The 24,502-nt window shown below is 58.4% G+C and carries 26 protein-coding genes; 7 read left to right on the forward strand and 19 right to left on the reverse strand.

The window, feature by feature from the left end; all coding sequences use genetic code 11:
* The first annotated feature begins 130 nt into the window (after nt 1–130).
* From AEQ67_RS01485 to AEQ67_RS01500, 4 genes are read left to right on the forward strand one after another with little or no spacing between them, the layout of a single operon-like run.
* On the forward strand, nt 131–1,057 hold the full coding sequence (locus tag AEQ67_RS01485; RefSeq protein WP_059402155.1) for a DUF72 domain-containing protein: 927 nt from the start codon (nt 131–133) through the stop codon (nt 1,055–1,057).
* Nucleotides 1,054–1,851: an endonuclease/exonuclease/phosphatase family protein gene (locus tag AEQ67_RS01490; RefSeq protein WP_059402156.1), complete on the forward strand. Its 798-nt coding sequence runs from the start codon at nt 1,054–1,056 to the stop codon at nt 1,849–1,851. The genes AEQ67_RS01485 and AEQ67_RS01490 overlap by 4 nt, the downstream gene beginning before the upstream one ends.
* The gene (gene clsB, locus AEQ67_RS01495) at nt 1,848–3,143 is read left to right on the forward strand and encodes a cardiolipin synthase ClsB (protein ID WP_059402157.1); all 1,296 of its coding nucleotides are present in this window, start codon (nt 1,848–1,850) and stop codon (nt 3,141–3,143) included. Before AEQ67_RS01490 ends, clsB begins: the two co-directional genes overlap by 4 nt.
* Nucleotides 3,130–4,116 (forward strand): lysylphosphatidylglycerol synthase domain-containing protein, encoded by a 987-nt coding sequence (locus AEQ67_RS01500; protein WP_059402158.1) that lies wholly within the window; start codon nt 3,130–3,132, stop codon nt 4,114–4,116. Before clsB ends, AEQ67_RS01500 begins: the two co-directional genes overlap by 14 nt.
* 141 nt (nt 4,117–4,257) lie before the next feature.
* Here AEQ67_RS01500 and AEQ67_RS01505 read toward each other — a convergent pair whose 3' ends face one another.
* The 3 genes from AEQ67_RS01505 to AEQ67_RS01515 form a co-directional block, all read right to left on the reverse strand.
* On the reverse strand, nt 4,258–5,016 hold the full coding sequence (locus AEQ67_RS01505; protein ID WP_059402159.1) for an alpha/beta hydrolase family protein: 759 nt from the start codon (nt 5,014–5,016) through the stop codon (nt 4,258–4,260).
* A complete protein-coding gene (locus AEQ67_RS01510; RefSeq protein WP_059402160.1) occupies nt 5,006–6,115 on the reverse strand; it encodes a DUF3182 family protein in 1,110 nt (369 codons plus the stop codon). Before AEQ67_RS01510 ends, AEQ67_RS01505 begins: the two co-directional genes overlap by 11 nt.
* Before the next feature lie 300 nt (nt 6,116–6,415).
* A complete protein-coding gene (locus AEQ67_RS01515; RefSeq protein WP_059402161.1) occupies nt 6,416–7,408 on the reverse strand; it encodes a GlxA family transcriptional regulator in 993 nt (330 codons plus the stop codon).
* Nucleotides 7,409–7,509: 101 nt separating this feature from the next.
* Here AEQ67_RS01515 and AEQ67_RS01520 point away from each other — a divergent pair, with 101 nt between their 5' ends.
* Nucleotides 7,510–8,064: a cysteine hydrolase family protein gene (locus AEQ67_RS01520; protein ID WP_059402162.1), complete on the forward strand. Its 555-nt coding sequence runs from the start codon at nt 7,510–7,512 to the stop codon at nt 8,062–8,064.
* 154 nt (nt 8,065–8,218) lie between these two features.
* Entirely contained in the window at nt 8,219–10,423 is a 2,205-nt protein-coding gene (locus AEQ67_RS01525) for an OsmC domain/YcaO domain-containing protein (protein WP_059402163.1), read from the forward strand.
* 190 nt (nt 10,424–10,613) lie between these two features.
* On the opposite strand, the gene AEQ67_RS01530 is transcribed toward AEQ67_RS01525, so the two are convergent.
* Both AEQ67_RS01530 and AEQ67_RS01535 read right to left on the reverse strand, forming a co-directional pair.
* Nucleotides 10,614–11,141, reverse strand: coding sequence for a single-stranded DNA-binding protein (locus AEQ67_RS01530; RefSeq protein WP_010467282.1), 528 nt, complete (start codon nt 11,139–11,141; stop codon nt 10,614–10,616).
* Nucleotides 11,142–11,150: 9 nt separating this feature from the next.
* Complete coding sequence (locus AEQ67_RS01535; protein ID WP_059402164.1) at nt 11,151–12,548, reverse strand: MFS transporter; 1,398 nt, start codon at nt 12,546–12,548, stop codon at nt 11,151–11,153.
* A gap of 191 nt (nt 12,549–12,739) precedes the next feature.
* Here AEQ67_RS01535 and uvrA point away from each other — a divergent pair, with 191 nt between their 5' ends.
* Nucleotides 12,740–15,574: an excinuclease ABC subunit UvrA gene (gene uvrA, locus AEQ67_RS01540; protein WP_059402165.1), complete on the forward strand. Its 2,835-nt coding sequence runs from the start codon at nt 12,740–12,742 to the stop codon at nt 15,572–15,574.
* A 170-nt stretch (nt 15,575–15,744) separates the two neighbouring features.
* Here the strand turns inward: uvrA and bfr are convergent, their stop codons facing one another.
* From bfr to rplF, 14 genes are all read right to left on the reverse strand, one after another.
* Nucleotides 15,745–16,209 (reverse strand): bacterioferritin, encoded by a 465-nt coding sequence (gene bfr / locus AEQ67_RS01545; protein WP_059402166.1) that lies wholly within the window; start codon nt 16,207–16,209, stop codon nt 15,745–15,747.
* Nucleotides 16,210–16,364: 155 nt separating this feature from the next.
* Entirely contained in the window at nt 16,365–17,813 is a 1,449-nt protein-coding gene (locus AEQ67_RS01550; RefSeq protein WP_059402167.1) for a catalase, read from the reverse strand.
* Between the two features lie 189 nt (nt 17,814–18,002).
* The gene (gene rplQ / locus AEQ67_RS01555) at nt 18,003–18,389 is read right to left on the reverse strand and encodes a 50S ribosomal protein L17 (protein WP_008145500.1); all 387 of its coding nucleotides are present in this window, start codon (nt 18,387–18,389) and stop codon (nt 18,003–18,005) included.
* A gap of 42 nt (nt 18,390–18,431) precedes the next feature.
* Nucleotides 18,432–19,433 carry a DNA-directed RNA polymerase subunit alpha gene (locus AEQ67_RS01560; protein WP_003186012.1) on the reverse strand — a complete coding sequence of 334 codons (1,002 nt, stop codon included), beginning with the start codon at nt 19,431–19,433 and terminating at the stop codon, nt 18,432–18,434.
* 22 nt (nt 19,434–19,455) lie between these two features.
* Nucleotides 19,456–20,076 carry a 30S ribosomal protein S4 gene (gene rpsD / locus AEQ67_RS01565; protein ID WP_003210056.1) on the reverse strand — a complete coding sequence of 207 codons (621 nt, stop codon included), beginning with the start codon at nt 20,074–20,076 and terminating at the stop codon, nt 19,456–19,458.
* 18 nt (nt 20,077–20,094) lie between these two features.
* Entirely contained in the window at nt 20,095–20,484 is a 390-nt protein-coding gene (rpsK, locus tag AEQ67_RS01570) for a 30S ribosomal protein S11 (protein ID WP_002555466.1), read from the reverse strand.
* Between the two features lie 30 nt (nt 20,485–20,514).
* On the reverse strand, nt 20,515–20,871 hold the full coding sequence (rpsM, locus tag AEQ67_RS01575) for a 30S ribosomal protein S13 (protein ID WP_003186020.1): 357 nt from the start codon (nt 20,869–20,871) through the stop codon (nt 20,515–20,517).
* Nucleotides 20,872–21,001: 130 nt separating this feature from the next.
* Nucleotides 21,002–21,118, reverse strand: a complete 117-nt coding sequence (gene rpmJ, locus AEQ67_RS01580; RefSeq protein WP_002555468.1) for a 50S ribosomal protein L36 — start codon at nt 21,116–21,118, stop codon at nt 21,002–21,004.
* A 27-nt stretch (nt 21,119–21,145) separates the two neighbouring features.
* Entirely contained in the window at nt 21,146–22,474 is a 1,329-nt protein-coding gene (gene secY, locus AEQ67_RS01585) for a preprotein translocase subunit SecY (protein ID WP_003228718.1), read from the reverse strand.
* Complete coding sequence (gene rplO / locus AEQ67_RS01590; protein ID WP_007896782.1) at nt 22,475–22,912, reverse strand: 50S ribosomal protein L15; 438 nt, start codon at nt 22,910–22,912, stop codon at nt 22,475–22,477.
* A gap of 3 nt (nt 22,913–22,915) precedes the next feature.
* Entirely contained in the window at nt 22,916–23,092 is a 177-nt protein-coding gene (rpmD, locus tag AEQ67_RS01595; protein ID WP_003186033.1) for a 50S ribosomal protein L30, read from the reverse strand.
* A gap of 2 nt (nt 23,093–23,094) precedes the next feature.
* Entirely contained in the window at nt 23,095–23,595 is a 501-nt protein-coding gene (gene rpsE, locus AEQ67_RS01600) for a 30S ribosomal protein S5 (protein ID WP_007943782.1), read from the reverse strand.
* Nucleotides 23,596–23,598: 3 nt separating this feature from the next.
* Entirely contained in the window at nt 23,599–23,949 is a 351-nt protein-coding gene (gene rplR, locus AEQ67_RS01605; RefSeq protein WP_003186037.1) for a 50S ribosomal protein L18, read from the reverse strand.
* A 10-nt stretch (nt 23,950–23,959) separates the two neighbouring features.
* Entirely contained in the window at nt 23,960–24,493 is a 534-nt protein-coding gene (gene rplF, locus AEQ67_RS01610; RefSeq protein WP_007896774.1) for a 50S ribosomal protein L6, read from the reverse strand.
* Nucleotides 24,494–24,502: the final 9 nt, after the last annotated feature.

Consider the following 24,502-nt stretch of genomic DNA (forward strand, 5'->3'; position numbering starts at 1 on the left):
AAGCCCGCTCCCACAGGATCCGTGGTGATTCGTAGAAGGTGTGCCGCCCGTAATGCCGTCGAAACTTTCTCGTTCGCCCGACAGTCATCAAAAGACAGGGTTGTCCGAGGACCATTAGACGGGAGGCGACATGGCGGCGATTCACATCGGTATTTCAGGTTGGCGCTACACGCCCTGGCGGGGCGATTTCTACCCGAAGGGGCTGACCCAGAAGCGCGAATTGCAATTCGCCTCGCGGGCGGTCAACAGCATCGAAATCAATGGATCGTTTTACGCCCTGCAACGGCCTGAACGTTATGCCCAGTGGTACGCCGAAACCCCGGCGGACTTCGTCTTCAGCGTCAAAGCCCCACGTTTCATCACCCACATCAGGCGCCTGCGGGACGTTCATACACCCCTGGCGAATTTCTTCGCCTCCGGGGTGCTGGAGCTCAAGGACAAACTCGGTCCGATCCTCTGGCAATTCCCGCCCAACTTCAAATTCGATGCCGAACTGTTCGAAACCTTTCTCGAACAACTCCCCCACGACACCGAACAGGCCGCCGCCCTCGCCCACCAGCATGATTCGCACTTGCACGGTCACGCCAGCATGAAGGCCTACAAGAAAATGCCGGTGCGCCATGCCGTGGAAATCCGCAATGACAGCTTCGTCGACCCGGCCTTCGTCCGCCTGCTCAAACGCCACAACGCCGCGTTGGTCATCGCCGACACCGCCGGTAAATGGCCGTACCGCGAAGACATCACCAGCGATTTCGTCTACCTGCGCCTGCACGGTGCCGAGGAGCTCTACGCCAGCGGTTACACCCCTCAAGCGCTGAAACGCTGGGGCGATCGGATCGAAGCCTGGCATCACGGCCGGCAACCGAGCGACCCGCAGTTGATCGCGCCGCGGCAGAAGCCCAAGGCGCGCAAGTCCCGGGAAGTGTTTTGCTACTTCGACAACGACATCAAAGTCCGCGCGCCTTTCGATGCGCGCAGCCTTCTGGAGCGCTTCCATCTGGACAAAGACCTCGCCACCCGCCCCGGTGAACCGGCCGCCGAAGGAGTGCTGACATGAGCATTTCCGAACCGGTCGGCACTACCGATGAACAGCAACCCATCATCACCGCCGTGCGCAGCTTCACTGTGTTGACGGTCAACACCCATAAAGGCTTCACCGCGCTGAACCGGCGCTTCATCCTGCCCGAGTTGCGCGAAGCGGTGCGCAGTGTGTCTGCCGACGTGGTGTTTTTGCAGGAGGTTCACGGCACTCACGAGCATCATCCCCAGCGCTACAGCAACTGGCCGACGATGCCGCAATACGAATTCCTGGCCGACACCCTGTGGCCGCAGTTCGCCTATGGCCGCAATGCTGTCTACCCGGCGGGCGATCACGGCAATGCGCTGCTGTCGAAATTCCAGATCATTCGCCACGACAACCTCGACGTCTCCATCGGTGGCCACGAGAACCGCGGCATTCTCCATTGCGTGTTGCGCCTGCCCGGTGACAGCACCGAAGTGCACGCCATTTGCGTCCATCTCGGGCTGCGCGAAACCCACCGCACGGAACAACTCAAGCTACTGGCGCGACGCCTCGAAGAGCTGCCCAGTGATGCCCCGGTGATCGTCGCCGGTGACTTCAACGACTGGCGCCAGCGCGCCGATGCACTGCTCAAGCCCAGCGGTCTGCGGGAAGTGTTCGCCGAACACCACGGCAAGCCGGCGCGTAGTTTTCCAGCGCGAATGCCCGCGCTGCGCCTGGACCGCATCTACATACGCAACCTCAAGGCCAGCCACCCGCAAGTGTTGTCGGCGCGGCCCTGGTCACACCTTTCCGACCATGCACCGCTATCGGTGGAGATCGAGCTATGAGCGCCCCATCGATGGAAAAATCGACCGTGGAACACCTCTCCACCAACGCGCCCGCCCGGGCGCCAGGCGCGGTTGACGTCGAGTACGGCTGGCAGGGGAACAACCGCGTCGAGCTGCTGGAAAACGGTGAAGCTTATTTCCCTCGGGTGTTCGAGGTCATGCGCCAGGCGAAAACCGAAATTCTCCTGGAAACCTTCATTGTGTTTGAGGACAAGGTCGGCAATGAGCTGCAACAAGTGCTCAGCGATGCCGCCCGGCGCGGCGTGCGGGTTACCGCCAGTCTCGATGGTTTTGGCTGCGGCGAACTGAGCACAAGTTACCTCACCGCCCTGAGCGAGGCCGGTGTGCACATCCAGATATTCGACCCGGCGCCGAAGCGTCTGGGCATCCGCACCAACTGGTTCCGACGCCTGCACCGCAAGATCGTGGTGGTGGACGGCACCGTCGCCTTCATCGGTGGAATCAATTTTTCCGCCGACCATTTGGGCGATTTCGGTCCCGAGGCCAAGCAGGATTACTCGGTTGAAGTACAAGGCCCGGCGGTAGCCGATATTCATCACTTCGCGCTGTTGCAAAGCGGTCGTCAGGCCAGGGCCAAATACTGGTGGCAACGTCGCCGGCAACGCCGCTCGGAACTGGCGTTCAGTGATCATGACGGCCAGGTTCGCCTGGTGTTCCGCGATAACGGTGAGCATCCGACCGATATCGAAGAGGTCTACCGCCAGGTGCTGCGCAGTGCCCAGCGGCGAGTAGTGATCGCCAACGCCTACTTCTTTCCGGGTTATCGCCTGCTGCGGGAGATTCGCAACGCGGCCCGGCGTGGGGTTGATGTGCGACTGATTCTGCAAGGTCAGCCGGACATGCTAGTGGCCAAACTGGCCGCGCGCATGACCTACGACTACCTGCTCAAGTCGGGCGTGCAGATCCACGAATATTGCGAGCGCCCACTGCACGGCAAGGTCGCGCTGGTGGACGAGGATTGGAGCACCGTCGGCTCCAGCAACCTCGATCCGTTAAGCCTGTCGATGAACCTGGAAGCCAACGTATTGATCCGCGATCGCGCCTTCAACCGCGATTTGTTCGAGCGCCTCGAAGATCTGAGTAACAACCATTGCAAGGCCATGTGCGCCGACAAGGCCCCGCGCGGACGGGTCTGGCACATGACCGTCGGCTTTCTGGTGTTTCACTTTCTGCGGCACTTCCCGGCGTGGGCCGGTTGGTTGCCGGCGCACAAACCGCGCTTGAAACCTTTCACGCATCCGGCCGGGAGCGATCACCATGAGCCGCGTTGAAGCCCACGCTGCACCTCACGCCGACACCCAGCCCAAGTCCCGTTGGAGCCGCTGGAAAAAGCCGCTGACGATGCTGTTTTTCCTCGCGCTAATCGTGCTGTTCACGATGCTTGCCCAGCGCCTCGAATGGGGCGAAGTGTTCGACAACCTCGCCGATTTCAAAGTGCGCACGCTGGTCATCGCGTCCGGGCTGACGCTGGTGAGTTTTCTGGTCTATGCCTGTTTCGACCTGATCGGCCGCACCTACATTCGCCAGGACCTGACCTGGAAACAGATCCTGCCGGTGGGGATTATCAGCTACGCGTTCAACCTCAATTTGAGTGCCTGGGTGGGCGGCATTGCCATGCGTTATCGGCTGTATTCGCGACTCGGGGTGAGCAAGGGCAACATCGCGAAAATACTCGGGCTGAGCCTGGCGACCAACTGGTTTGGCTACATGGTGATTGCCGGCGCGGTGTTCAGCAGCGGGCTGGTGCGCATGCCGCCGGGCTGGAAGCTGAGCAGCGACGCGTTACAAGGCGTGGGCGTTTTACTGCTGCTGTTGAGCGCGGGGTATCTGGCGGCGTGTCGGTTTTCCAAACGGCGGGAGTGGGCGATTCGCGGGATAGAAATCGACCTGCCGTCGCTGCGCATGGCCATCCTGCAACTGGCGCTCGGGGCGCTGAACTGGTCGTTGATGGCGGCAGTAATTTTCACCCTGCTGCCGAGCAAACTGGATTATCCGCTGGTGCTCGGCGTGTTGCTGATCAGCGCCATCGCCGGGGTCATCACACACATTCCTGCCGGGCTTGGGGTGTTGGAGGCGGTGTTTGTGGCGCTGCTGCAACATGAGGTGTCACGGGGGAGCCTGGTGGCGGGTTTGCTGGCGTATCGGGCGATTTATTTCATCCTGCCGTTGTTGATTACGCTGGTGATGTATTTGGTGGTGGAGGCCAAGGCCAAGTCGTTGCGGATTGCGAAGAAACCCTCCTGAGACATGTGCTGAGCCGGAGGCCGCTATCGCGGGCAAGCCCGCTCCCACAGTTGATCGCGGATGCACACAGATAAGTGCTCACCGAAGATCCATGTGGGAGCGGGCTTGCCCGCGAAGGCGTCTTCACGAGCACCGCACATCTCAGGTCGACTGAATAATGCTCAACCGCTCGCCCACCACCATCTCGGTAATCCAGTCCACCAGGATCGAGGTGTACGCCTGTTGCGCAATGGGCGTGCTCAACGCGTGATCGGAGCCGTCGATGATGCGATGGGTCAGCGAATGCGTCTGCTGACACGCCGCGCGGTAACTCATGATGGTCGCGTGGGGCACGTAGTCATCGGTCTCGGACTCGACCAGCAGCACATCCCCGGTGAATTGCGAACACGCATGCAACGCTCGATTGCTGTCGGCGCGAACCAGCGTGCTGCGGTAATCGCGCAAATCAACCTTGTCCAACTCACGCTTGGGCGTGTGCCACAAATCATCGCGATACAGGGCCGGCACGCGCAGCGCCAGCCAGCGAACGGGCCGCAACGAAGTCAGGATCGAAGCCAGGTAACCACCGTAACTGGTGCCGACCACCGCAATCGCCGATGTGTCGAGCGCCGGGTGGGCAAGCAATCGGTCATACGCCGCCAGCAGGTCACGCAGATTATCTTCACGGGTCACGCGCGACAGCGGAATCCCGGTCCCGCCCGTGTGGCCACGCAAGTCGAACGTCAGGCACACGCAACCCAAACCGGCGATGCCCTTGGCCCGTTCCAGGTCCCGCTCCTGACTACCGCCCCAGCCGTGCACGAAAAGCACGCCGGGGACTTTCGATTTGGGACTGAGAAAAGTCCCGCTCATCTGTTCGTCGTCGATGTCGATCTGAATGGTTTCGCTTCTAGCCGTCATAGGATTTAACCGTTACGTACTTGAGAAGAAAGTCACTACCTTGCGCCGGCCCGCGATACACCTCGATGGCGTCCGCGGGCAACGGTTGGTCGATGTAGGTCTCGACCGAAGACACGCGAATCGCGCGCATCCGTGGATCATTGACGAAGCTTTGCAAGGCAGCGATTTCGGCGCTGCTGGCGCCGCCCATGCGCCAGGACTGTTCGAGCACGCCGCTGCGCTGTTTGCCGCTGCTATCCAGGCCTTGGGCGATGTCATAGTTACGCCGCGAGGCGTAGAAACCGGGGTAGGCCTCGTCCGCGGCGCTGTCGAACACCTGCGCCTGCTGAATCGCCAGTCGTACATCTTCCGGCAATTCCAACGCGAGCAGGTCGTCGTAATCACCCTGCACCACCAGCAGGTTGGAACCTCCATAAACCTGCTCGCCCCCACCGTCTTCGGTCAAGTATTGATCACCGCAGTAACTCAACACCTTGTCGCCAATAAAGCTCTGGCCGACGCTGTGGGTGATCACTTTGTCCAGATCCTGTTCCAGTACCACGCCTTCGCTGAACAGCTTTCTGGCCTCGGGTCTGGCGAGGATGGCATCGAACGCGTCGAGGCTTTTGATCACTTCCTGACCGCGCCCGGCACAGGCGTGAATCGGCTTGAGGCGGATCGGGCCGTTGTAGAGCAAATGTTCCGCCGCAGGACGCGCATCGTCGAGGGAAAACACGCTGAGACCATCAAGCACCACGCCACGCACCCGTTCGGAAAACAACGGCGCCCAGCCGTCGGGCGCGCGCGCATGTCTGTTCAGCAACCCGTGGCTGATGGCTTTGGTGCAGATGAAGTCGTGGTCGACGTAACCGCCCCACAAATCCTCCGGCCCTTTGACGCCCAATGCTCGTGCGGCAGCGGCGCCAACCAGTGTCTGGGTCGGCAGCAGGTAAAGGTCTTGGCCATCGTGAAGTTCGGGGTCGTAACTGCCGCCGTACTTGAGCCCGACAATCTGCGCCAGCCAGCGGGCCAGCGCACGGTTGGTTTCGACTTCGTGCAGCGGCGCCTCGGGGCGCACCGAATGGGCGACCACCAGTTTCTTGCGGTTTGTTGGGGTCATGCGTCCCCCTTCAATCTGCGCGTGATGAATGTAGTTGAAGGGGTGCAGAGATCAGGCCAAGGGCGGCTGGCGTGAAACGGTTTTCGAATCAGCCAGTTGCATAAAACGTGATGGCACCACGCCTGTTTTATTCTGCACGACCCGATTATCTACTCTGGCATTTTGCACGACTCAAACATTGCGCATATCCGCTGTAGGAGCAAGCTTGCTCGCGAAAGCGGTATGTCAGTCGACATTAATGCTGAATGACACACCGCTTTCGCGGGCAAGCCCCCTCCTACAGGGATTTGGGTGAGGCTTCTACCGGGTTGCAGCAACCGGTGTCACCCCAAACCGCGCTCGATAATCACTCGGCGCCAGTCCGGTGATTTTCTTGAACGTCGCGCGAAACGCACTTGGGTCCTGATAACCCACGGTCCAGGCAATGTGATCGATGGTGCCATTGGTGAACTCAAGCATTTCCCGAGCCTTGCCGACCCGCAGGTGCTGGCAGTACTCGGTAGGTTTGAGCCCGGTCGCCGCCCGGAAGCGCCGCAGGAACGTGCGCTCTTCCAACCCGGCCCGCTCCGCCATCGTCGTCAGCGACACCTCAATCGCCCCGGTGCTTTGCAGCCAATGCTGGACCTTGAGAATCGACGCGTCGCCATGGCTGAGAATCGGTGAAAAGTTGCTGCCGCACTCGCTCGCGCTGTCGCTGTGTTCCACCACCAGGAAACGCGCGGTGCTGGCGGCGATGCTCGGCCCCAACAGGCGATCGACCAGACGCAACCCCAGCTCAGACCAAGCCATTAGCCCCGCGGTAGTAATCAAGTCACCGTCGTCGACGATGGGCGTATCGGCCTTCAACTTGATGGCCGGGTAACGCTCGGCAAAGGCTTTCGCTGAGGTCCAGTGAGTGGTGGCGCTGCGACCGTCGAGCAGGCCGCTTTCGGCCAACAGGATCGAACCCACGCAAACCCCGCCCAGGGTCGCGCCATTGGCGTGTTGCTGACGCAGCCAGCGGATCAACCCCTGCGGCGCCCGGCCTTCGGAAAAACCGCCGATCGACGGCGGGATCAACACCGCCACCAACGTGGCATCCGCAGCAGGATGACTGTCGTAGACCCGCACCGGCGCCTGATCGCCCTCGACCTGCCAATGACTGACCCGCAGCAACGGCAACTGTGCAGACTGATGCTCGGCGGCAATCCGGTTGGCCACCCCGAACAAGTCCGTCAACCCATGCACCGCCGCCATCTGCGCGCCGGGATAGATCAGCACGCCCAGTTCGGCGATTGCCCGTTCTACGTCCATTGTCAGTTTTCCCCCTTCTATTGTCGGTGCGGCCAATCCTCGGACGGCCTGCCAGACCCGATACTTGATTCCACACCAACAAGCACTTCGAGGAAACAGTCATGGCCAAGCAAGCACTCATCGTAGTCGATATCCAAAACGACTACTTCCCCCAAGGCAAGTGGCCGCTGGTCGGCGCCGACGCGGCGGCCGACAACGCCGTCCGTCTGCTCAACGCCTTTCGCGACGCCGGTGATTCGGTGGTGCACATCCGCCACGAGTTTACCTCCGACGCGGCACCGTTTTTCACCCCAGGCTCCGAAGGCGCAAAGCTGCACCCCAAAGTCCTCAACCGCGCCGACGAGCCGGTCGTGCTCAAGCACTTCGTCAACTCGTTCCGCGAAACCGATCTGAAATCGATCTTCGACGAGCAAGGCATCAAGGAACTGGTGGTCGTCGGCAGCATGAGCCACATGTGCGTCGATGGCATCACCCGCGCCGCTGCCGACTTTGGCTACAGCGTCACAGTGATCCACGATGCCTGTGCCTCCCGTGACCTGGAGTTCAACGGTCTCACGGTTCCGGCAGCCCACGTTCACGCGGCCTTCATGTCGGCCCTGGGCTTCGCCTATGCAAGCGTAGTATCCACCGACGAGTTCCTGGCGGCACATCACTGATCAACGCTTCTGCGTCAGGTGCTGCAATCCGACGCTCCCGAAACAAACAAGGCCAGTCGCGTGCGCACGTGACTGGCCTTTTTTCTGAGACTTACGGCCGAAAAGCCGGATAATGGCGGCCAAATCGTCTAGCCCGTTATTCTGGTAATCCCCCATGGAAATCAAGGTCAACTTTCTCGACAACCTTCGGCTTGAAGCCAAGTTCGACGACTTCACGGTGGTGGCCGATCAACCTATCCGCTACAAAGGCGACGGCTCGGCACCGGGTCCGTTCGACTACTTCCTGGCGTCGTCGGCGTTGTGTGCCGCCTACTTTGTGAAGCTGTATTGCAGCACGCGCAATATCCCCACCGACAACATCCGCCTGTCGCAGAACAATATTGTTGACCCGGAAAACCGCTACAACCAGATTTTCAAGATCCAGGTCGAGTTGCCAGCGGACATTTCCGACAAGGACCGCCAGGGCATCCTGCGTTCCATCGACCGTTGCACCGTGAAAAAAGTGGTGCAAGCCGGGCCTGAGTTTGTGATCGAAGAGGTGGAAAACCTCGACGCCGATGCCCAGGCGTTGTTGATGCCTGCTTCTAACGCCGAGGCGAGCACTTACATCGCCGGCAAGGATCTGCCGCTGGAGCAAACCATCGCCAACATGTCGGCCATTCTGGCGGACCTGGGCATGAAGATTGAAATCGCCTCGTGGCGCAATATCGTGCCCAACGTGTGGTCGCTGCATATCCGCGACGCACACTCACCGATGTGCTTTACCAACGGCAAGGGTGCGACCAAGGAAGGCGCGTTGGCGTCGGCGTTGGGCGAGTTTATCGAACGCCTCAACTGCAACTTCTTCTACAACGACCAGTTCTGGGGCGAAGACATCGCCAACGCGGCGTTTGTGCATTACCCGAACGAGCGCTGGTTCAAGCCTGGCCGCAAAGACGCGCTGCCGACTGAGATTCTCGACGAGTACTGCCTGAAGATTTACAACCGCGACGGCGAACTGCGCGGTTCCCATCTGATCGATACCAACTCGGGCAATGAAGAGCGCGGCATCTGCTCGTTGCCGTACGTGCGCCAGTCGGACGGCGAGGTGGTGTACTTCCCGTCCAACCTGATTGAAAACCTGTACCTGAGCAACGGCATGAGTGCCGGTAACACACTGGCCGAAGCCCAGGTGCAGTGCCTGTCGGAGATCTTCGAGCGCGCGGTAAAACGCGAAATCATCGAAGGTGAATTTGCACTGCCGGATGTGCCGGCCAGCGTGCTGGCGAAGTACCCCGCCATACTGGCTGGTATTCAGGCGCTGGAAGAACAAGGGTTCCCGGTATTGGTGAAGGATGCGTCCCTGGGAGGTGAATTCCCGGTGATGTGCGTCACGTTGATGAACCCGCGCACCGGCGGCGTGTTCGCCTCGTTCGGCGCGCACCCGAGCCTGGAAGTGGCGCTGGAGCGCAGCCTGACCGAATTGCTCCAAGGCCGCAGCTTCGAAGGCCTCAACGACCTGCCCCAGCCAACGTTTGAAGGCCATGCGGTGACCGAGCCGAACAACTTCGTCGAGCACTTTATCGACTCCAGCGGCGTTGTGTCGTGGCGCTTCTTCAGCTCCAAGTCCGATTATGAATTCGTGGAGTGGGACTTCTCCGGCCAGGGTGAAAACTCGAATGCCGAGGAAGCCGCCACCTTGTTCGGCATTCTCGAAGGCATGGGCAAAGAAGTGTACATGGCGGTCTACGAGCATATCGGCGCGACGGCGTGCCGTATCCTGGTGCCGGACTATTCGGAAATCTATCCGGTAGACGACCTGATCTGGGATAACACCAACAAAGCACTGTTCTTCCGCGCCGACATCCTCAACCTGCATCGCCTGGACGAAGATGAACTGCGAGCACTGGTTGAGCGTCTGGTGGAAAGCGAACTGGACGACTACACCGACATCACCTCGTTGATCGGCATCGAGTTTGACGACAACACGGTGTGGGGTCAGCTGACGATTCTGGAGTTGAAGCTGCTGATTTATCTCGCCTTGCAGCAATTTGAAGAGGCGAAAGAGGCGGTGGAGATGTTCTTGCAGTACAACGACAACACCGTTGACCGTGGCTTGTTCTACCAAGCCGTCAACGCGGTGCTGGAAATGAAGCTGGACGAAGACCTGGAGCTGGAAGACTACGAGGCCAATTTCCGTCGGATGTTTGGTAACGCGCGGATGGATGCAGTCATCGGCTCGGTGGACGGCAGTGTGCGCTTCCATGGCTTGACGCCGACCAGCATGAAACTGGAAGGGCTCGACCGGCACCTGCGGTTGATCGAAAGCTACAAGAAACTGCACTCGGCCCGGGCCAATGTGACCGCTTCATCCCGTTGACCGCAATCCTGTAGGAGCCAAGCTTGCTGGCGAAGAACGATGACGCGGTAAATCAGGAAAACCGCGTTATCGTTCTTCGCCAGCAAGCTTGGCTCCTACAAAATGAGGGGCAAAAGAAAACCCCCGACCCGTCCAGAGGACCGATCGGGGGTTTCGCGGCTAAACTTTACAAGAAAGTCTGAGCCGACTCTTAGAACGGGATATCGTCATCAAAGCTGTCGAAATCCGGAGCCGGTTGTGGCGCTGCCTGCTGTGGAGGCGGAGCCTGACGCGACTGCTGCGGTGCCGACTGCTGCGGACGTGGCGCCTGTTGACGTGGAGCCGGGGCGGACTGCTGGTAGTTATTGCCCCCGCCTTGTTGGTCGCCCTGCTGTGGACGGCCGCCCAGCAGTTGCATGGTGCCTTGCATGTCGACCACGATTTCAGTGGTGTAACGCTTGATACCGTCTTTTTCCCACTCGCGGGTCTGCAGCTTGCCTTCGATGTACACCTGCGAACCCTTACGCAGGTATTCGCCAGCGATCTCGGCAACCTTGCCGAACATCGATACACGGTGCCATTCGGTCTTCTCGACCTTCTGACCGGTTTGCTTGTCAGTCCACTGTTCGCTGGTCGCCAGACTCAGGTTGGTCACGGCGTTGCCATTAGGCAGGTAGCGAACTTCAGGATCCTGGCCGCAAGTGCCGACCAATATGACTTTGTTAACCCCACGGGCCATAACGTTCTCCTAGGCTACGCACGCTGCCTCGGCCGGGTTGTTCACCAGGCGCTCAAGGGTCGTGCGATCCAATAGTTCGGTGTCCAATTTGATGTAAATCGCCGCTTCATCCTCGACGATCACTGCATCTGTTACCCCTACGACCGCCTTCAGGCGCTCAACCAGACCCGCTTCACGGATCGCCTCAGGCGACAACGGCAAGCGCAGGCTTGTGACGTAGGGAGGTTCGCGCATGGTAACAGCAAAGGCCAACCAGAGGGCAGCCAGACCGGCGCATCCGAGGAACACAACCGACAGACCGCCATGCTGGAACATCCAGCCGCCGAGGATCCCGCCCAGTGCCGAACCGAGGAACTGACTGGTGGAGTAAACCCCCATCGCCGTACCTTTGCCGCCAGCGGGTGAAACCTTGCTGATCAGTGACGGTAACGAGGCTTCCAGCAGATTGAACGCGGTGAAGAACACCACCGTACCCATCACCAGGGCCCGCAAGCTGTTACCGAACTGCCAGAAGAATAGCTCAGTGAGCATCAGCGTCACGACGGCGCCGAGCAAAACTCGTTTCATTTTGCGTCGCTTCTCGCCATAGATAATGAACGGGATCATGGCGAAGAACGAAATCAGCAGCGCGGTCAGGTACACCCACCAGTGATGCTCTTTGGGCAGCCCGGCTTTTTCGACCAGGGCCAGGGGCAATGCGACGAAGCTCGACATCAACATCGCGTGCAACACAAAAATGCCCAGGTCCAGGCGCAGCAGGTCCGGGTGCTTGAGCGTCGGCATCAGCGCCTGACGCGCGACACCGGACTCGCGATGCTGCAACGGACCGGTTGCGCGCGGCACCATGAACATCACGATCACGATGCCGAACAGCGCCATGCCACCCGTGGCCAGGAACAATCCGGACAGGCCGAAGGCGCGCGTCAGCAACGGTCCTACAACCATGGCGACAGCGAACGACAGACCAATCGTCATGCCGATCATCGCCATGGCTTTGGTCCGATGCTGTTCCCGGGTCAGGTCGGACAGCAACGCCATGACCGCTGCGGAAATCGCCCCGGCTCCCTGCAGGACTCGACCGGCAATCACGCCCCAGATCGAATCGGCATTGGCGGCCAGCACGCTACCGAGGGCGAAGACGATCAGCCCCAGGTAAATCACCGGACGACGACCGATGCGATCGGAAATGAAACCGAAAGGAATTTGAAAAATCGCCTGGGTCAGGCCGTAAGCGCCAATCGCCAGCCCGATCAGGGCCGGGGTCGCTCCCGCCAGGTCCATCCCATAGGTCGCCAGTACCGGCAACACCATGAACATGCCAAGCATACGGAAGGCGAACACCAGGGCCAGACCGCTTGCTGCGCGTGTCTCACTGCCACTCATGCGTTCGCTGTGGGGATCGTGCATGGAAAAACCTCATGTGAACCGGCGGCGATTCTACCAGTCCCATCGATTGACGGGGTATATCGCGACGCTTTGACGCGCTCCGCTGACAGACTCTTCATGTAAGACACAAATCCGCTCGTTTGATAGTGTGCATCCATCCAGTATTTGGCCGTATACTCCTACGTTTTCGACGCCCGCCAAGCGAGGCCACTTTGGACAAGATCCTGATTCGTGGGGCCCGAACCCACAACCTGAAGAACATCGACCTGACCCTGCCACGGGACAAACTGATCGTCATCACCGGCCTGTCCGGATCCGGCAAGTCTTCCTTGGCTTTCGACACGCTGTACGCCGAAGGCCAGCGCCGCTACGTCGAATCGCTGTCGGCCTATGCCCGGCAGTTCCTGTCGATGATGGAAAAGCCTGACGTCGACACCATCGAAGGCCTGTCGCCAGCCATCTCCATCGAACAGAAGTCGACCTCGCACAACCCACGCTCGACGGTCGGCACCATTACCGAAATCTACGATTACCTGCGCCTGCTTTACGCTCGCGTCGGTATTCCGCGCTGCCCGGACCACGACATTCCGCTGGAAGCGCAGACCGTCAGCCAGATGGTCGACCTGGTCCTCGCGCAACCGGAGGGCAGCAAGCTTATGCTGTTAGCGCCGGTGATCCGCGAGCGTAAAGGCGAGCATTTGTCGGTCTTCGAAGAACTACGCGCTCAGGGCTTTGTGCGGGCTCGGGTCAACGGCCGGCTCTGCGAGCTGGACGAGTTGCCGAAGCTGGATAAACAGAAGAAGCATTCGATTGATGTCGTGGTCGACCGCTTCAAGGTCCGCGCCGATCTGCAACAGCGTCTGGCCGAGTCGTTCGAGACCGCGCTGAAGCTGGCAGACGGTATTGCACTGGTGGCGCCGATGGACGATGAGCCCGGCGAAGAGATGATCTTCTCCGCGCGCTTCGCCTGCCCGATCTGCGGCCATGCCATCAGCGAGCTGGAACCCAAGCTGTTTTCCTTCAACAACCCGGCTGGTGCTTGCCCGACGTGCGATGGTTTGGGGGTAAAGCAGTTCTTCGACATCAAGCGACTGGTCAATGGCGAACTGACCCTGGCCGAAGGCGCGATACGCGGCTGGGACAGGCGTAACGTCTATTACTTCCAGATGCTCGGGTCGTTGGCCTCTCATTACAAATTCAGCCTGGAAGTGCCGTTCAATGAACTGCCGGCCGATCAGCAGAAATTCATCCTGCACGGCAGCGGTTCGCAAAACGTCGATTTCAAGTACCTGAACGACCGTGGCGATATCGTCAAACGCTCGCACCCGTTCGAAGGCATCGTGCCGAACCTCGAGCGCCGCTACCGCGAAACCGAGTCGGCCTCGGTGCGTGAAGAACTGGCCAAGTTCCTCAGCACCCAGCATTGCCCGGATTGTCGTGGCACTCGCCTGCGCCGGGAAGCGCGGCATGTGTGGGTGGGCGAGAAGACCCTGCCGGCGGTGACCAATCTGCCGATTGGCGATGCCTGCGAGTATTTCGGTGCGCTGAAGCTCACCGGCCGCCGTGGCGAAATTGCCGACAAGATCCTCAAGGAAATCCGCGAGCGCCTGCAGTTCCTGGTCAACGTCGGCCTCGATTATCTGTCGCTGGATCGCAGTGCGGATACGTTGTCCGGCGGTGAGGCTCAGCGCATTCGCCTGGCCAGCCAGATCGGCGCGGGCCTGGTGGGTGTTCTGTACATCCTCGACGAACCGTCGATTGGCCTGCACCAACGCGACAACGACCGGTTGCTCGGCACGCTCAAGCACCTGCGGGACATCGGCAACACGGTGATCGTGGTCGAGCACGACGAAGATGCGATTCGTCTGGCGGACTACGTCGTGGATATCGGCCCGGGAGCGGGTGTACACGGTGGACACATCGTCGCCGAAGGTACTCCGGCCGAGGTCATGGCTCACCCTGACTCACTGACCGGCAAGTATTTGTCGGGGCGGGTGAAGATTGCGGTCCCGGCCAAACGCACCCCGCGCAACAAGAAGTTGTCGCTGTCCCTCAAGGGCGCTCGCGGCAACAACTTGCGCAATGTCGATCTGGACATTCCCATCGGCTTGCTGACCTGCGTGACCGGCGTGTCCGGTTCGGGCAAGTCGACGCTGATCAACAACACGCTGTTTCCTTTGAGTGCTACGGCGCTCAACGGTGCAACGACGCTTGAAGCCGCCGCTCACGACAGCATCAAAGGCCTGGAGCATCTGGACAAGGTCGTCGACATCGACCAAAGCCCGATCGGTCGCACGCCGCGCTCCAACCCGGCGACCTACACCGGCTTGTTCACCCCGATTCGCGAACTGTTTGCCGGCGTACCGGAATCCCGCTCCCGCGGTTATGGTCCGGGGCGCTTCTCCTTCAACGTGAAGGGCGGACGCTGCGAAGCCTGTCAGGGCGATGGCCTGATCAAAGTGGAAATGCACTTCCTGCCGGACATCTATGTCCCGTGCGACGTCTGCAAGAGCAAGCGCTACAACCGCGAGACGCTGGAGATCAAGTACAAGGGCAAGAGCATCCACGAGACGCTTGAGATGACCATCGAGGAAGCGCGGGTGTTCTTCGATGCGGTTCCGGCCCTGGCGCGCAAGCTCCAGACATTGATGGATGTGGGTCTGTCTTACATCAAGCTGGGGCAATCGGCGACCACATTGTCTGGTGGTGAAGCACAACGGGTGAAGCTGTCCCGCGAGCTGTCGAAACGCGATACCGGCAAGACGCTGTACATCCTCGATGAGCCGACCACTGGTTTGCACTTCGCGGATATCCAGCAACTGCTCGATGTCCTGCATCGACTGCGCGACCACGGCAACACGGTGGTGGTGATCGAGCACAACCTCGACGTGATCAAGACGGCGGACTGGTTGGTCGACCTGGGCCCGGAAGGCGGTTCCAAGGGCGGGCAGATCATTGCCGTCGGTACACCGGAGGAAGTGTCCGAGATGAAGCAGTCTCACACCGGCTTCTACCTCAAGCCACTGCTGGCTCGTGACAAGGCCTGAATCTGGCCCATGAAAAAGCCCCTGTCACTTCTACAGTGACAGGGGCTTTTTTGTATCTGACCTGTAGGAGCGAGCTTGCTCGCGATGGTCGTTAACGATAACGCGTGAACCATGAATATACGCGGCGTTTGTAGTCCATCGCGAGCAAGCTCGCTCCTACAGGAGGTAATTCAGAACTGCGATTGCAGGTAATTCTCCAGACCGATCAACTTGATCAGACCCAACTGCTTCTCAAGCCAGTAGGTGTGATCTTCTTCGGTGTCGTTCAACTGGATACGCAGCATCTCCCGGCTGACGTAATCCTTGTGCTGCTCGCAGAGCTCAATGCCTTTGCACAGTGCGGCGCGGACTTTGTACTCCAGGCGCAAGTCGGCGGCCAGCATGTCAGGGACCGTGGTGCCGACATCGAGGTCGTCCGGACGCATGCGCGGCGTACCTTCGAGCATGAGGATTCGGCGCATCAAGGCATCGGCGTGCCCAGCCTCTTCTTCCATCTCGTGGTTGATACGTTCGTAGAGCTCGGTGAAACCCCAGTCCTCGTACATCCGCGAATGGATGAAATATTGATCACGCGCGGCCAGCTCGCCGGTCAGCAACGTGTTGAGGTAATCGATTACGTCTGGGTGGCCTTGCATCGCCCTACATCTCCCTGCTTGAAAGTCTGTAGTTTGAACCAAGGCGGCTGTTTGGTCACTGCGTTTACGCGATAAAAGCGAAGATATTCTGAGAAAAGTGGTTTAAATAACGCAAAAACCGCCCAAATGAGGGCGGTTCTGCTTCTCGTTTAGACTTAGTTAAGCGCTACGCCCAACGCCGTTGCGACTGCTTCTCCATACGCCGGATCGGCCCTGAAGAAATGCTGCAATTGACGATCGACCACGTCACTGGAAACCCCGGCCATCGCGCCGGCAATGTTGTTGACGAGCAGGGTTTTCTGCTCATCGCTCATCAGACGGAACAGCGCACCGGCGTGGCTGTAGTAGTCAGTATCTTCACGGTGATCGTAACGACCGGCAGCACCGCTCAACGCCAACGCAGGCTCAGCGTAGCGAGGTGCTTGTTTAGGCGATTCGACGTAGCTGTTCGGCTCGTAGTTCGGAGCTGCACCACCGTTACTGCCGAACGCCATCGAACCATCGCGCTGGTAGCTGTTCACCGGACTGCGAGGCGCATTGACCGGCAATTGCTGGTGATTGGTGCCGATACGGTAGCGGTGGGCATCGGCATAGGCGAACACCCGACCTTGCAGCATGCGATCCGGGGACAGGCCGACACCTGGAACCATGTTGCTCGGACCGAACGCCGCTTGCTCAACTTCAGCGAAGTAGTTCAGCGGGTTGCGATTGAGCTCCAGTTCGCCCACCTCGATCAGCGGAAACTCTTTTTGCGACCAGGTCTTGGTCACATCGAACGGGTTCTCGTAGTGCGCTGCCGCCTGAGCTTCGGTCATGATCTGGATGCACACACGCCATTTCGGGAAGTCACCGCGCTCGATTGCCTCGAACAGGTCCCGCTGAGCGTAATCTGGATCGGTGCCGGCCAGACGTGCTGCGTCTGCGGGAGCCAGGTTCTTGATCCCTTGTTTGGTCTTGTAGTGCCACTTCACCCAATGACGTTCGCCCTTGGCGCTGATCAGGCTGTAGGTGTGGCTGCCGAAGCCGTGCATGTGACGGTAGCCGTCAGGGATGCCGCGGTCCGAGAACAGAATCGTGACCTGGTGCAGCGCCTCAGGCGAGTGCGACCAGAAGTCCCACATCATCTGCGCACTTTTCAGGTTGCTTTGCGGCAGGCGCTTTTGGGTGTGGATGAAATCCGGGAATTTCAGCGGATCGCGAATGAAGAACACGGGCGTGTTGTTGCCCACGATGTCCCAGTTTCCTTCTTCGGTGTAGAACTTCAGGGCAAAACCACGTGGATCGCGCTCGGTGTCAGCCGAGCCGCGTTCGCCGCCAACAGTGGAAAAGCGCAGGAACGTTGGCGTTTGCTTACCGACAGATTCAAACAGTTTGGCGCTGGTGTACTCGGTGATATCACGAGTCACAGTGAACGTACCGTAAGCACCCGAGCCTTTAGCGTGTACGCGGCGCTCCGGGATGTTTTCACGGTTGAAGTGGGCAAGCTTCTCGATCAGGTGGAAGTCGTCGAGCAGCAGTGGGCCACGAGGGCCGGCGGAGCGGGAATTCTGGTTGTCGGCGACAGGAGCGCCACTGGCGGTGGTAAGCGTTTTATTTTGGCTCATGCGATCTCTTCCTCTGTCAGTCTTTAACTGCCGGCTAATCGGCTGAGAGGGAGTATTGACCACGAACGTTACACCTACAAATTCATTAACCTTTCAGAACCGATAGAAAATTACTAACGCACGCGCCACTTTTAAAGCGCGCACAAAAAACCGGGCACTAGGCCCGGTTCTTCGTTTCAGACTGACGTCTTACTCAGCGGATACAGCTTCACCACCGGCAGGACGATCAACCAACTCGACGTACGCCATAGGCGCGTTGTCGCCAGTGCGGAAACCGCACTTGAGGATGCGCAGGTAGCCACCCTCACGGGTAGCGTAACGCTTGCCCAGGTCGTTGAAGAGCTTACCAACGATAGCTTTCGAACGAGTACGGTCGAAAGCCAGACGGCGGTTAGCCAGGCTGTCTGTCTTGGCCAAAGTGATCAGCGGCTCAGCAACGCGACGCAGTTCTTTAGCTTTTGGCAGTGTAGTTTTGATCAGCTCGTGCTCGAACAGCGACACCGCCATGTTTTGAAACATGGCCTTGCGGTGCGAGCTGGTGCGGCTCAGGTGACGACCACTTTTACGATGACGCATGGTTCATTCCTTACCAAACACAACGTTCGGTGATTACGACGATCAGGCAGTCGCCTTGTCGTCCTTCTTAAGACTTGCAGGCGGCCAGTTGTCGAGGCGCATGCCGAGGGACAGACCGCGGGAGGCCAGAACGTCCTTGATTTCAGTCAAGGATTTCTTGCCAAGGTTCGGAGTCTTCAACAGCTCTACTTCGGTACGCTGAATCAGGTCACCGATGTAGTAGATGTTTTCCGCCTTAAGGCAGTTAGCCGAACGTACAGTCAGTTCCAGATCGTCAACCGGGCGAAGCAGGATCGGATCGATCTCGTCTTCCTGCTCGACAACCACTGGTTCACTGTCACCTTTGAGGTCGACGAACGCAGCCAACTGCTGTTGCAGAATGGTTGCAGCGCGGCGGATAGCCTCTTCAGGATCCAGAGTACCGTTGGTTTCCAGATCAATAACCAGCTTGTCCAGGTTAGTACGCTGTTCGACACGGGCGTTTTCCACCACGTATGCGATACGGCGAACCGGGCTGAACGAAGAGTCAAGCTGCAAGCGACCGATGCTGCGGCTTTCGTCTTCATCGCTCTGACGCGAGTCTGCCGGTTCATAACCACGACCACGAGCTACGGTGAGCTTCATGTTCAGGGCGCCGTTAGACGCCAGGTTAGCGATTACGTGATCGGGGTTAACGATCTCGACATCATGATCCAGCTGAATATCGGCAGCGGTAACCACCCCCGAACCCTTCTTCGACAAGGTCAGCGTAACTTCGTCACGACCGTGCAGCTTGATAGCCAGACCTTTAAGGTTCAACAGGATTTCAATTACGTCTTCCTGTACGCCTTCGATTGCGCTGTACTCATGGAGTACACCATCAATCTCGGCCTCGACTACTGCACAGCCGGGCATTGAGGACAACAGGATGCGGCGCAGCGCGTTGCCCAGGGTGTGGCCGAAACCACGCTCGAGAGGCTCGAGAGTGATCTTGGCGCGGGTTGGACTGACAACCTGCACATCAATATGGCGGGGTGTCAGGAACTCATTTACCGAAATCTGCATGGATGCACCTATTTTCTAGCCCTTACTTGGAGTAGAGCTCGACAATCAGGCTTTCGTTGATGTCGGCGGACAGATCACTGCGAGCTGGAACGTTCTTGAAAACGCCCGACTTCTTCTCAGTGTCTACTTCTACCCATTCTACGCGGCCACGTTGGGCACACAGATCGAGAGCTTGGACAATGCGAAGTTGGTTCTTTGCTTTCTCGCGAATCGCGACCACGTCACCAGCACGAACCTGGTAAGACGGTACGTTTACGGTCTGACCGTTAACGCTGACGGATTTGTGCGATACCAGCTGACGGGATTCGGCACGAGTAGAGCCAAAACCCATACGGTATACAACGTTGTCCAGACGGCATTCGAGCAGTTGCAGCAGGTTTTCACCGGTTGCACCTTTCTTGCCAGCAGCTTCTTTGTAGTAGCCGCTGAATTGACGCTCGAGAACGCCGTAGATACGACGGACCTTCTGCTTTTCACGCAGTTGGGTGCCGTAATCGGACTGGCGACCGCGGCGTTGGCCGTGGATACCAGGTGCTGCTTCGATGTTGCACTTCGATTCGATCGCGCGCACGCCGCTCTTCAGAAAGAGATCGGTGCCTTCGCGACGAGCGAGTTTGCATTTTGGACCAATGTAACGAGCCATTCTTTACAATCTCCTGGATTACACGCGGCGCTTCTTCGGCGGACGGCACCCGTTGTGCGGGATTGGCGTCACGTCGGTGATGCTGGCGATCTTGTAGCCACAGCCGTTCAAAGCGCGGACTGCAGATTCACGACCTGGGCCTGGACCTTTGACGTTAACGTCAAGGTTTTTCAGACCGTATTCCAGCGCAGCTTGACCAGCACGTTCAGCAGCTACTTGAGCAGCGAACGGGGTGGACTTGCGGGAACCGCGGAAACCCGAACCACCGGAGGTAGCCCAGGAAAGAGCGTTGCCTTGACGGTCGGTGATGGTCACGATTGTGTTGTTAAAAGACGCGTGGATGTGGGCGATGCCATCAACCACTGTCTTTTTGACTTTTTTACGAGGACGAGCAGCAGGTTTAGCCATGATTAATTTCCTGTCGATTCGCTGGGGCGATTACTTGCGGATCGGCTTACGCGGACCTTTACGGGTACGCGCGTTAGTCTTGGTACGCTGACCGCGCACTGGAAGACCACGACGATGACGCAGACCGCGATAGCAACCGAGGTCCATCAAACGCTTGATTTTCATGTTGATTTCGCGACGCAGGTCACCTTCAGTGGTGAACTTCGCCACTTCGCCACGCAGCTGTTCAATCTGCTCGTCGCTCAGATCTTTGATCTTTGCTGCTGGGTTTACCCCAGTCACCGCACAGATCTTCTGTGCAGTAGTGCGACCAACACCATAGATGTAGGTCAGCGAGATAACAGTATGCTTGTTATCTGGAATGTTAACGCCTGCAATACGGGCCATTCAGTGGGACTCCAATTGACAGCTACCTACGCCCCGGAAGCCAAGAAATAGGGCGCGAGATAATATCGCTGTAATAACAAATAATCAACCCGGTAGCGCACTAGCTACCGGGCTTGAAGCACAATCACACTCAGCCTTGGCGCTGTTTGTGACGCGGTTCCGCGCTGCAAATTACTCGAACAACACCTTCGCGGCGAATAATCTTGCAGTTACGGCACAGCTTTTTCACCGATGCACGAACTTTCATCACCAACTCCTCGAACCTTATGGGTACTCAGCGCAACATGCCGCTGCCGTAACCCTTCAGGTTGGCTTTCTTCATCAGGGATTCGTACTGGTGCGAAACGAGGTGCGATTGTACTTGGGACATGAAGTCCATCACAACCACGACGACGATCAGCAACGAGGTCCCGCCAAGGTAGAACGGTACGTTTGCTGCAACCACCAGGAACTGGGGCAGCAAGCACACGGCCGTCATGTAAAGAGCACCGAACATGGTCAAGCGAGTCAGAACGCCATCAATGTAGCGCGCAGACTGCTCACCTGGACGGATGCCCGGAATAAAGGCACCGGACTTCTTCAGGTTTTCCGCTACGTCTTTCGGATTGAACATCAACGCCGTATAGAAGAAGCAGAAGAAAATAATCCCTGCACTAAACAGCAGAATATTCAACGGCTGACCAGGAGCGATCGACTGCGAGATGTCCTGCAACCAGCCCATACCTTCAGACTGGCCGAACCAGGCACCCAACGAAGCCGGGAACAGCAAAATGCTGCTCGCGAAAATGGCCGGAATAACACCGGCCATGTTCACCTTCAGCGGCAAGTGGCTAGTCTGCGCAGCGAAGACCTTGCGGCCCTGCTGACGCTTGGCGTAGTGAACAGCAATACGACGCTGACCACGCTCAATGAACACCACGAAACCGATAATCGCTACTGCCAGCAAACCGATGGCAACCAGGGCGAAGATGTTGATATCACCCTGACGCGCAGACTCGAAAGACTGCCCGATTGCTCTCGGAAGACCGGCGACGATACCCGAAAAAATCAACATCGAGATACCGTTGCCAACACCACGCTCAGTAATCTGCTCACCCAGCCACATCATGAACATCGCACCAGCCACAAAAGTGGATACCGCGACGAAATGGAAGCCAAAGTCACCAGTGAACGCAACGCCCTGCCCCGCCAGACCAATGGACATGCCAATAGCCTGAACGAGAGCGAGGACGACAGTGCCGTAGCGGGTGTACTGGCTGATCTTGCGACGGCCAGCTTCACCTTCCTTCTTCAACTGCTCCAGCTGCGGGCTGACGGCGGTCATCAGTTGCATGATGATCGATGCCGAAATGTACGGCATGATCCCCAGTGCAAAGATACTCATCCGTTCCAGCGCGCCGCCAGAAAACATGTTGAACAAGCTAAGAATGGTCCCCTCATTCTGTCGAAACAGGTCCGCGAGTCGGTCCGGGTTGATACCTGGAACCGGGATGTGTGCGCCTATTCGGTAGACGATAATCGCCAGGAACAGAAAACGCAGACGAGCCCAGAGTTCAGACATACCGCCTTTGCCGAGCGCAGAGAGAGCACCTTGCTTAGCCATTTATTCCTCGAACTTGCCGCCAGCTGCTTCGATAGCCGCACGCGCACCTTTGGTGGCGCCGATTCCCTTTCCGATGGTAACAGCGCGAGTCACTTCGCCGGACAGCATGATTTTCACACGCTGTACGTTGACGTTGATCACGTTGGCATCTTTCAGGGACTGCACGGTGACGATGTCGCCTTCCACTTTAGCCAGTTCGGACAAACGCACTTCTGCGCGATCCATGGCTTTCAGGGAAACGAAACCGAACTTCGGCAGGCGACGATGCAGCGGCTGTTGACCGCCTTCAAAGCCTGGAGCAATGGTGCCACCGGAGCGGGAGGACTGACCTTTGTGGCCACGGCCACCGGTCTTGCCCAAACCACTACCGATACCACGGCCCGGACGATGCTTTTCGCGACGGGAACCCGGCGCTGGACTCAGATCATTGAGTTTCATCGATTAACCCTCGACACGCAGCATGTAGTAAGCCTTGTTGATCATCCCGCGATTCTCGGGAGTATCAAGCACTTCTACAGTGTGACCGATGCGACGCAGACCCAGACCCTTAACGCACAGTTTGTGGTTAGGGATGCGGCCGGTCATGCTTTTGATCAGCGTAACTTTAACGGTAGCCATGATCAGAAGATCTCCTTGACGCTTTTGCCACGCTTGGCGGCAATGGACTCAGGAGACTGCATAGCTTTCAAACCTTTGAAAGTGGCGTGAACCACGTTTACCGGGTTAGTCGAGCCGTAGCACTTGGCCAGAACGTTCTGAACGCCAGCAACTTCGAGGACAGCACGCATAGCGCCGCCAGCGATGATACCGGTACCTTCAGAAGCAGGCTGCATGTACACCTTCGAAGCGCCGTGACCGGACTTCATTGCGTACTGCAGAGTGGTGCCGTTCAGATCAACTTGGATCATGTTGCGGCGAGCAGCTTCCATTGCCTTCTGGATCGCAGCAGGCACTTCACGTGACTTGCCACGGCCGAAGCCAACACGCCCTTTACCATCACCAACCACGGTCAACGCGGTGAAAGTGAAGATACGGCCGCCTTTTACGGTTTTGGCTACGCGGTTAACTTGAACCAGCTTCTCAATGTAGCCTTCGTCGCGCTTTTGGTCGTTATTTGACATAACTTAGAACTCCAGCCCAGCTTCACGAGCAGCATCAGCCAGCGCCTTGACGCGGCCGTGGTACTTGAAGCCAGAGCGGTCGAAAGCCACCTGCGAGACGCCAGCGGCTTTAGCACGCGTAGCGACCAGCTGGCCAACCTTAGTGGCCGCGTCGATGTTGCCAGTGGCGCCATCACGCAGTTCTTTATCCAAAGTCGAGGCAGATGCCAGGACTTTGTTGCCGTCGGCCGAAATGACCTGGGCGTAGATGTGCTGCGACGAGCGGAACACGCAGAGACGCACGACTTCGAGTTCGTGCATTTTCAGGCGTGCTTTGCGAGCGCGACGCAGTCGAGTAACTTTTTTGTCGGTCATTTGCTATGCCCTACTTCTTCTTGGCTTCTTTACGACGGACGACTTCGTCCGCGTAGCGCACACCTTTGCCTTTGTACGGCTCTGGTGGACGGAAGTCGCGGATCTCGGCGGCCACTTGACCTACCAGCTGCTTATCGATACCCCGGATCAGGATGTCGGTTTGGCTAGGAGTCTCAGCGGTGATGCCTTCCGGCAGTTCATAATCCACTGGGTGCGAGAAGCCAAGAGCCAGGTTCAGCACTGTGCCTTTTGCTTGCGCTTTGTAACCAACACCGACCAGCTGGAGCTTGCGCTCGAAGCCTTGGCTTACGCCTTGGACCATGTTGTTTACCAACGCACGAGTGGTACCAGCCATTGCGCGAGTTTGTTGATCGCCATTGCGAGCAGCGAAACGCAGCTCACCAGCTTCTTCAACAATCTCAACGGACGAATGGATGTTCAGTTCGAGAGTGCCCTTGGCACCCTTCACCGAAAGCTGTTGGCCTGCGAATTTGACTTCGACACCGGCTGGCAGCTTAACGGGGTTCTTAGCGACGCGTGACATGCTTATCCC

This window comes from Pseudomonas sp. RIT-PI-q, assembly GCF_001297125.1.
Taxonomy (GTDB): Bacteria; Pseudomonadota; Gammaproteobacteria; order Pseudomonadales; family Pseudomonadaceae; genus Aquipseudomonas.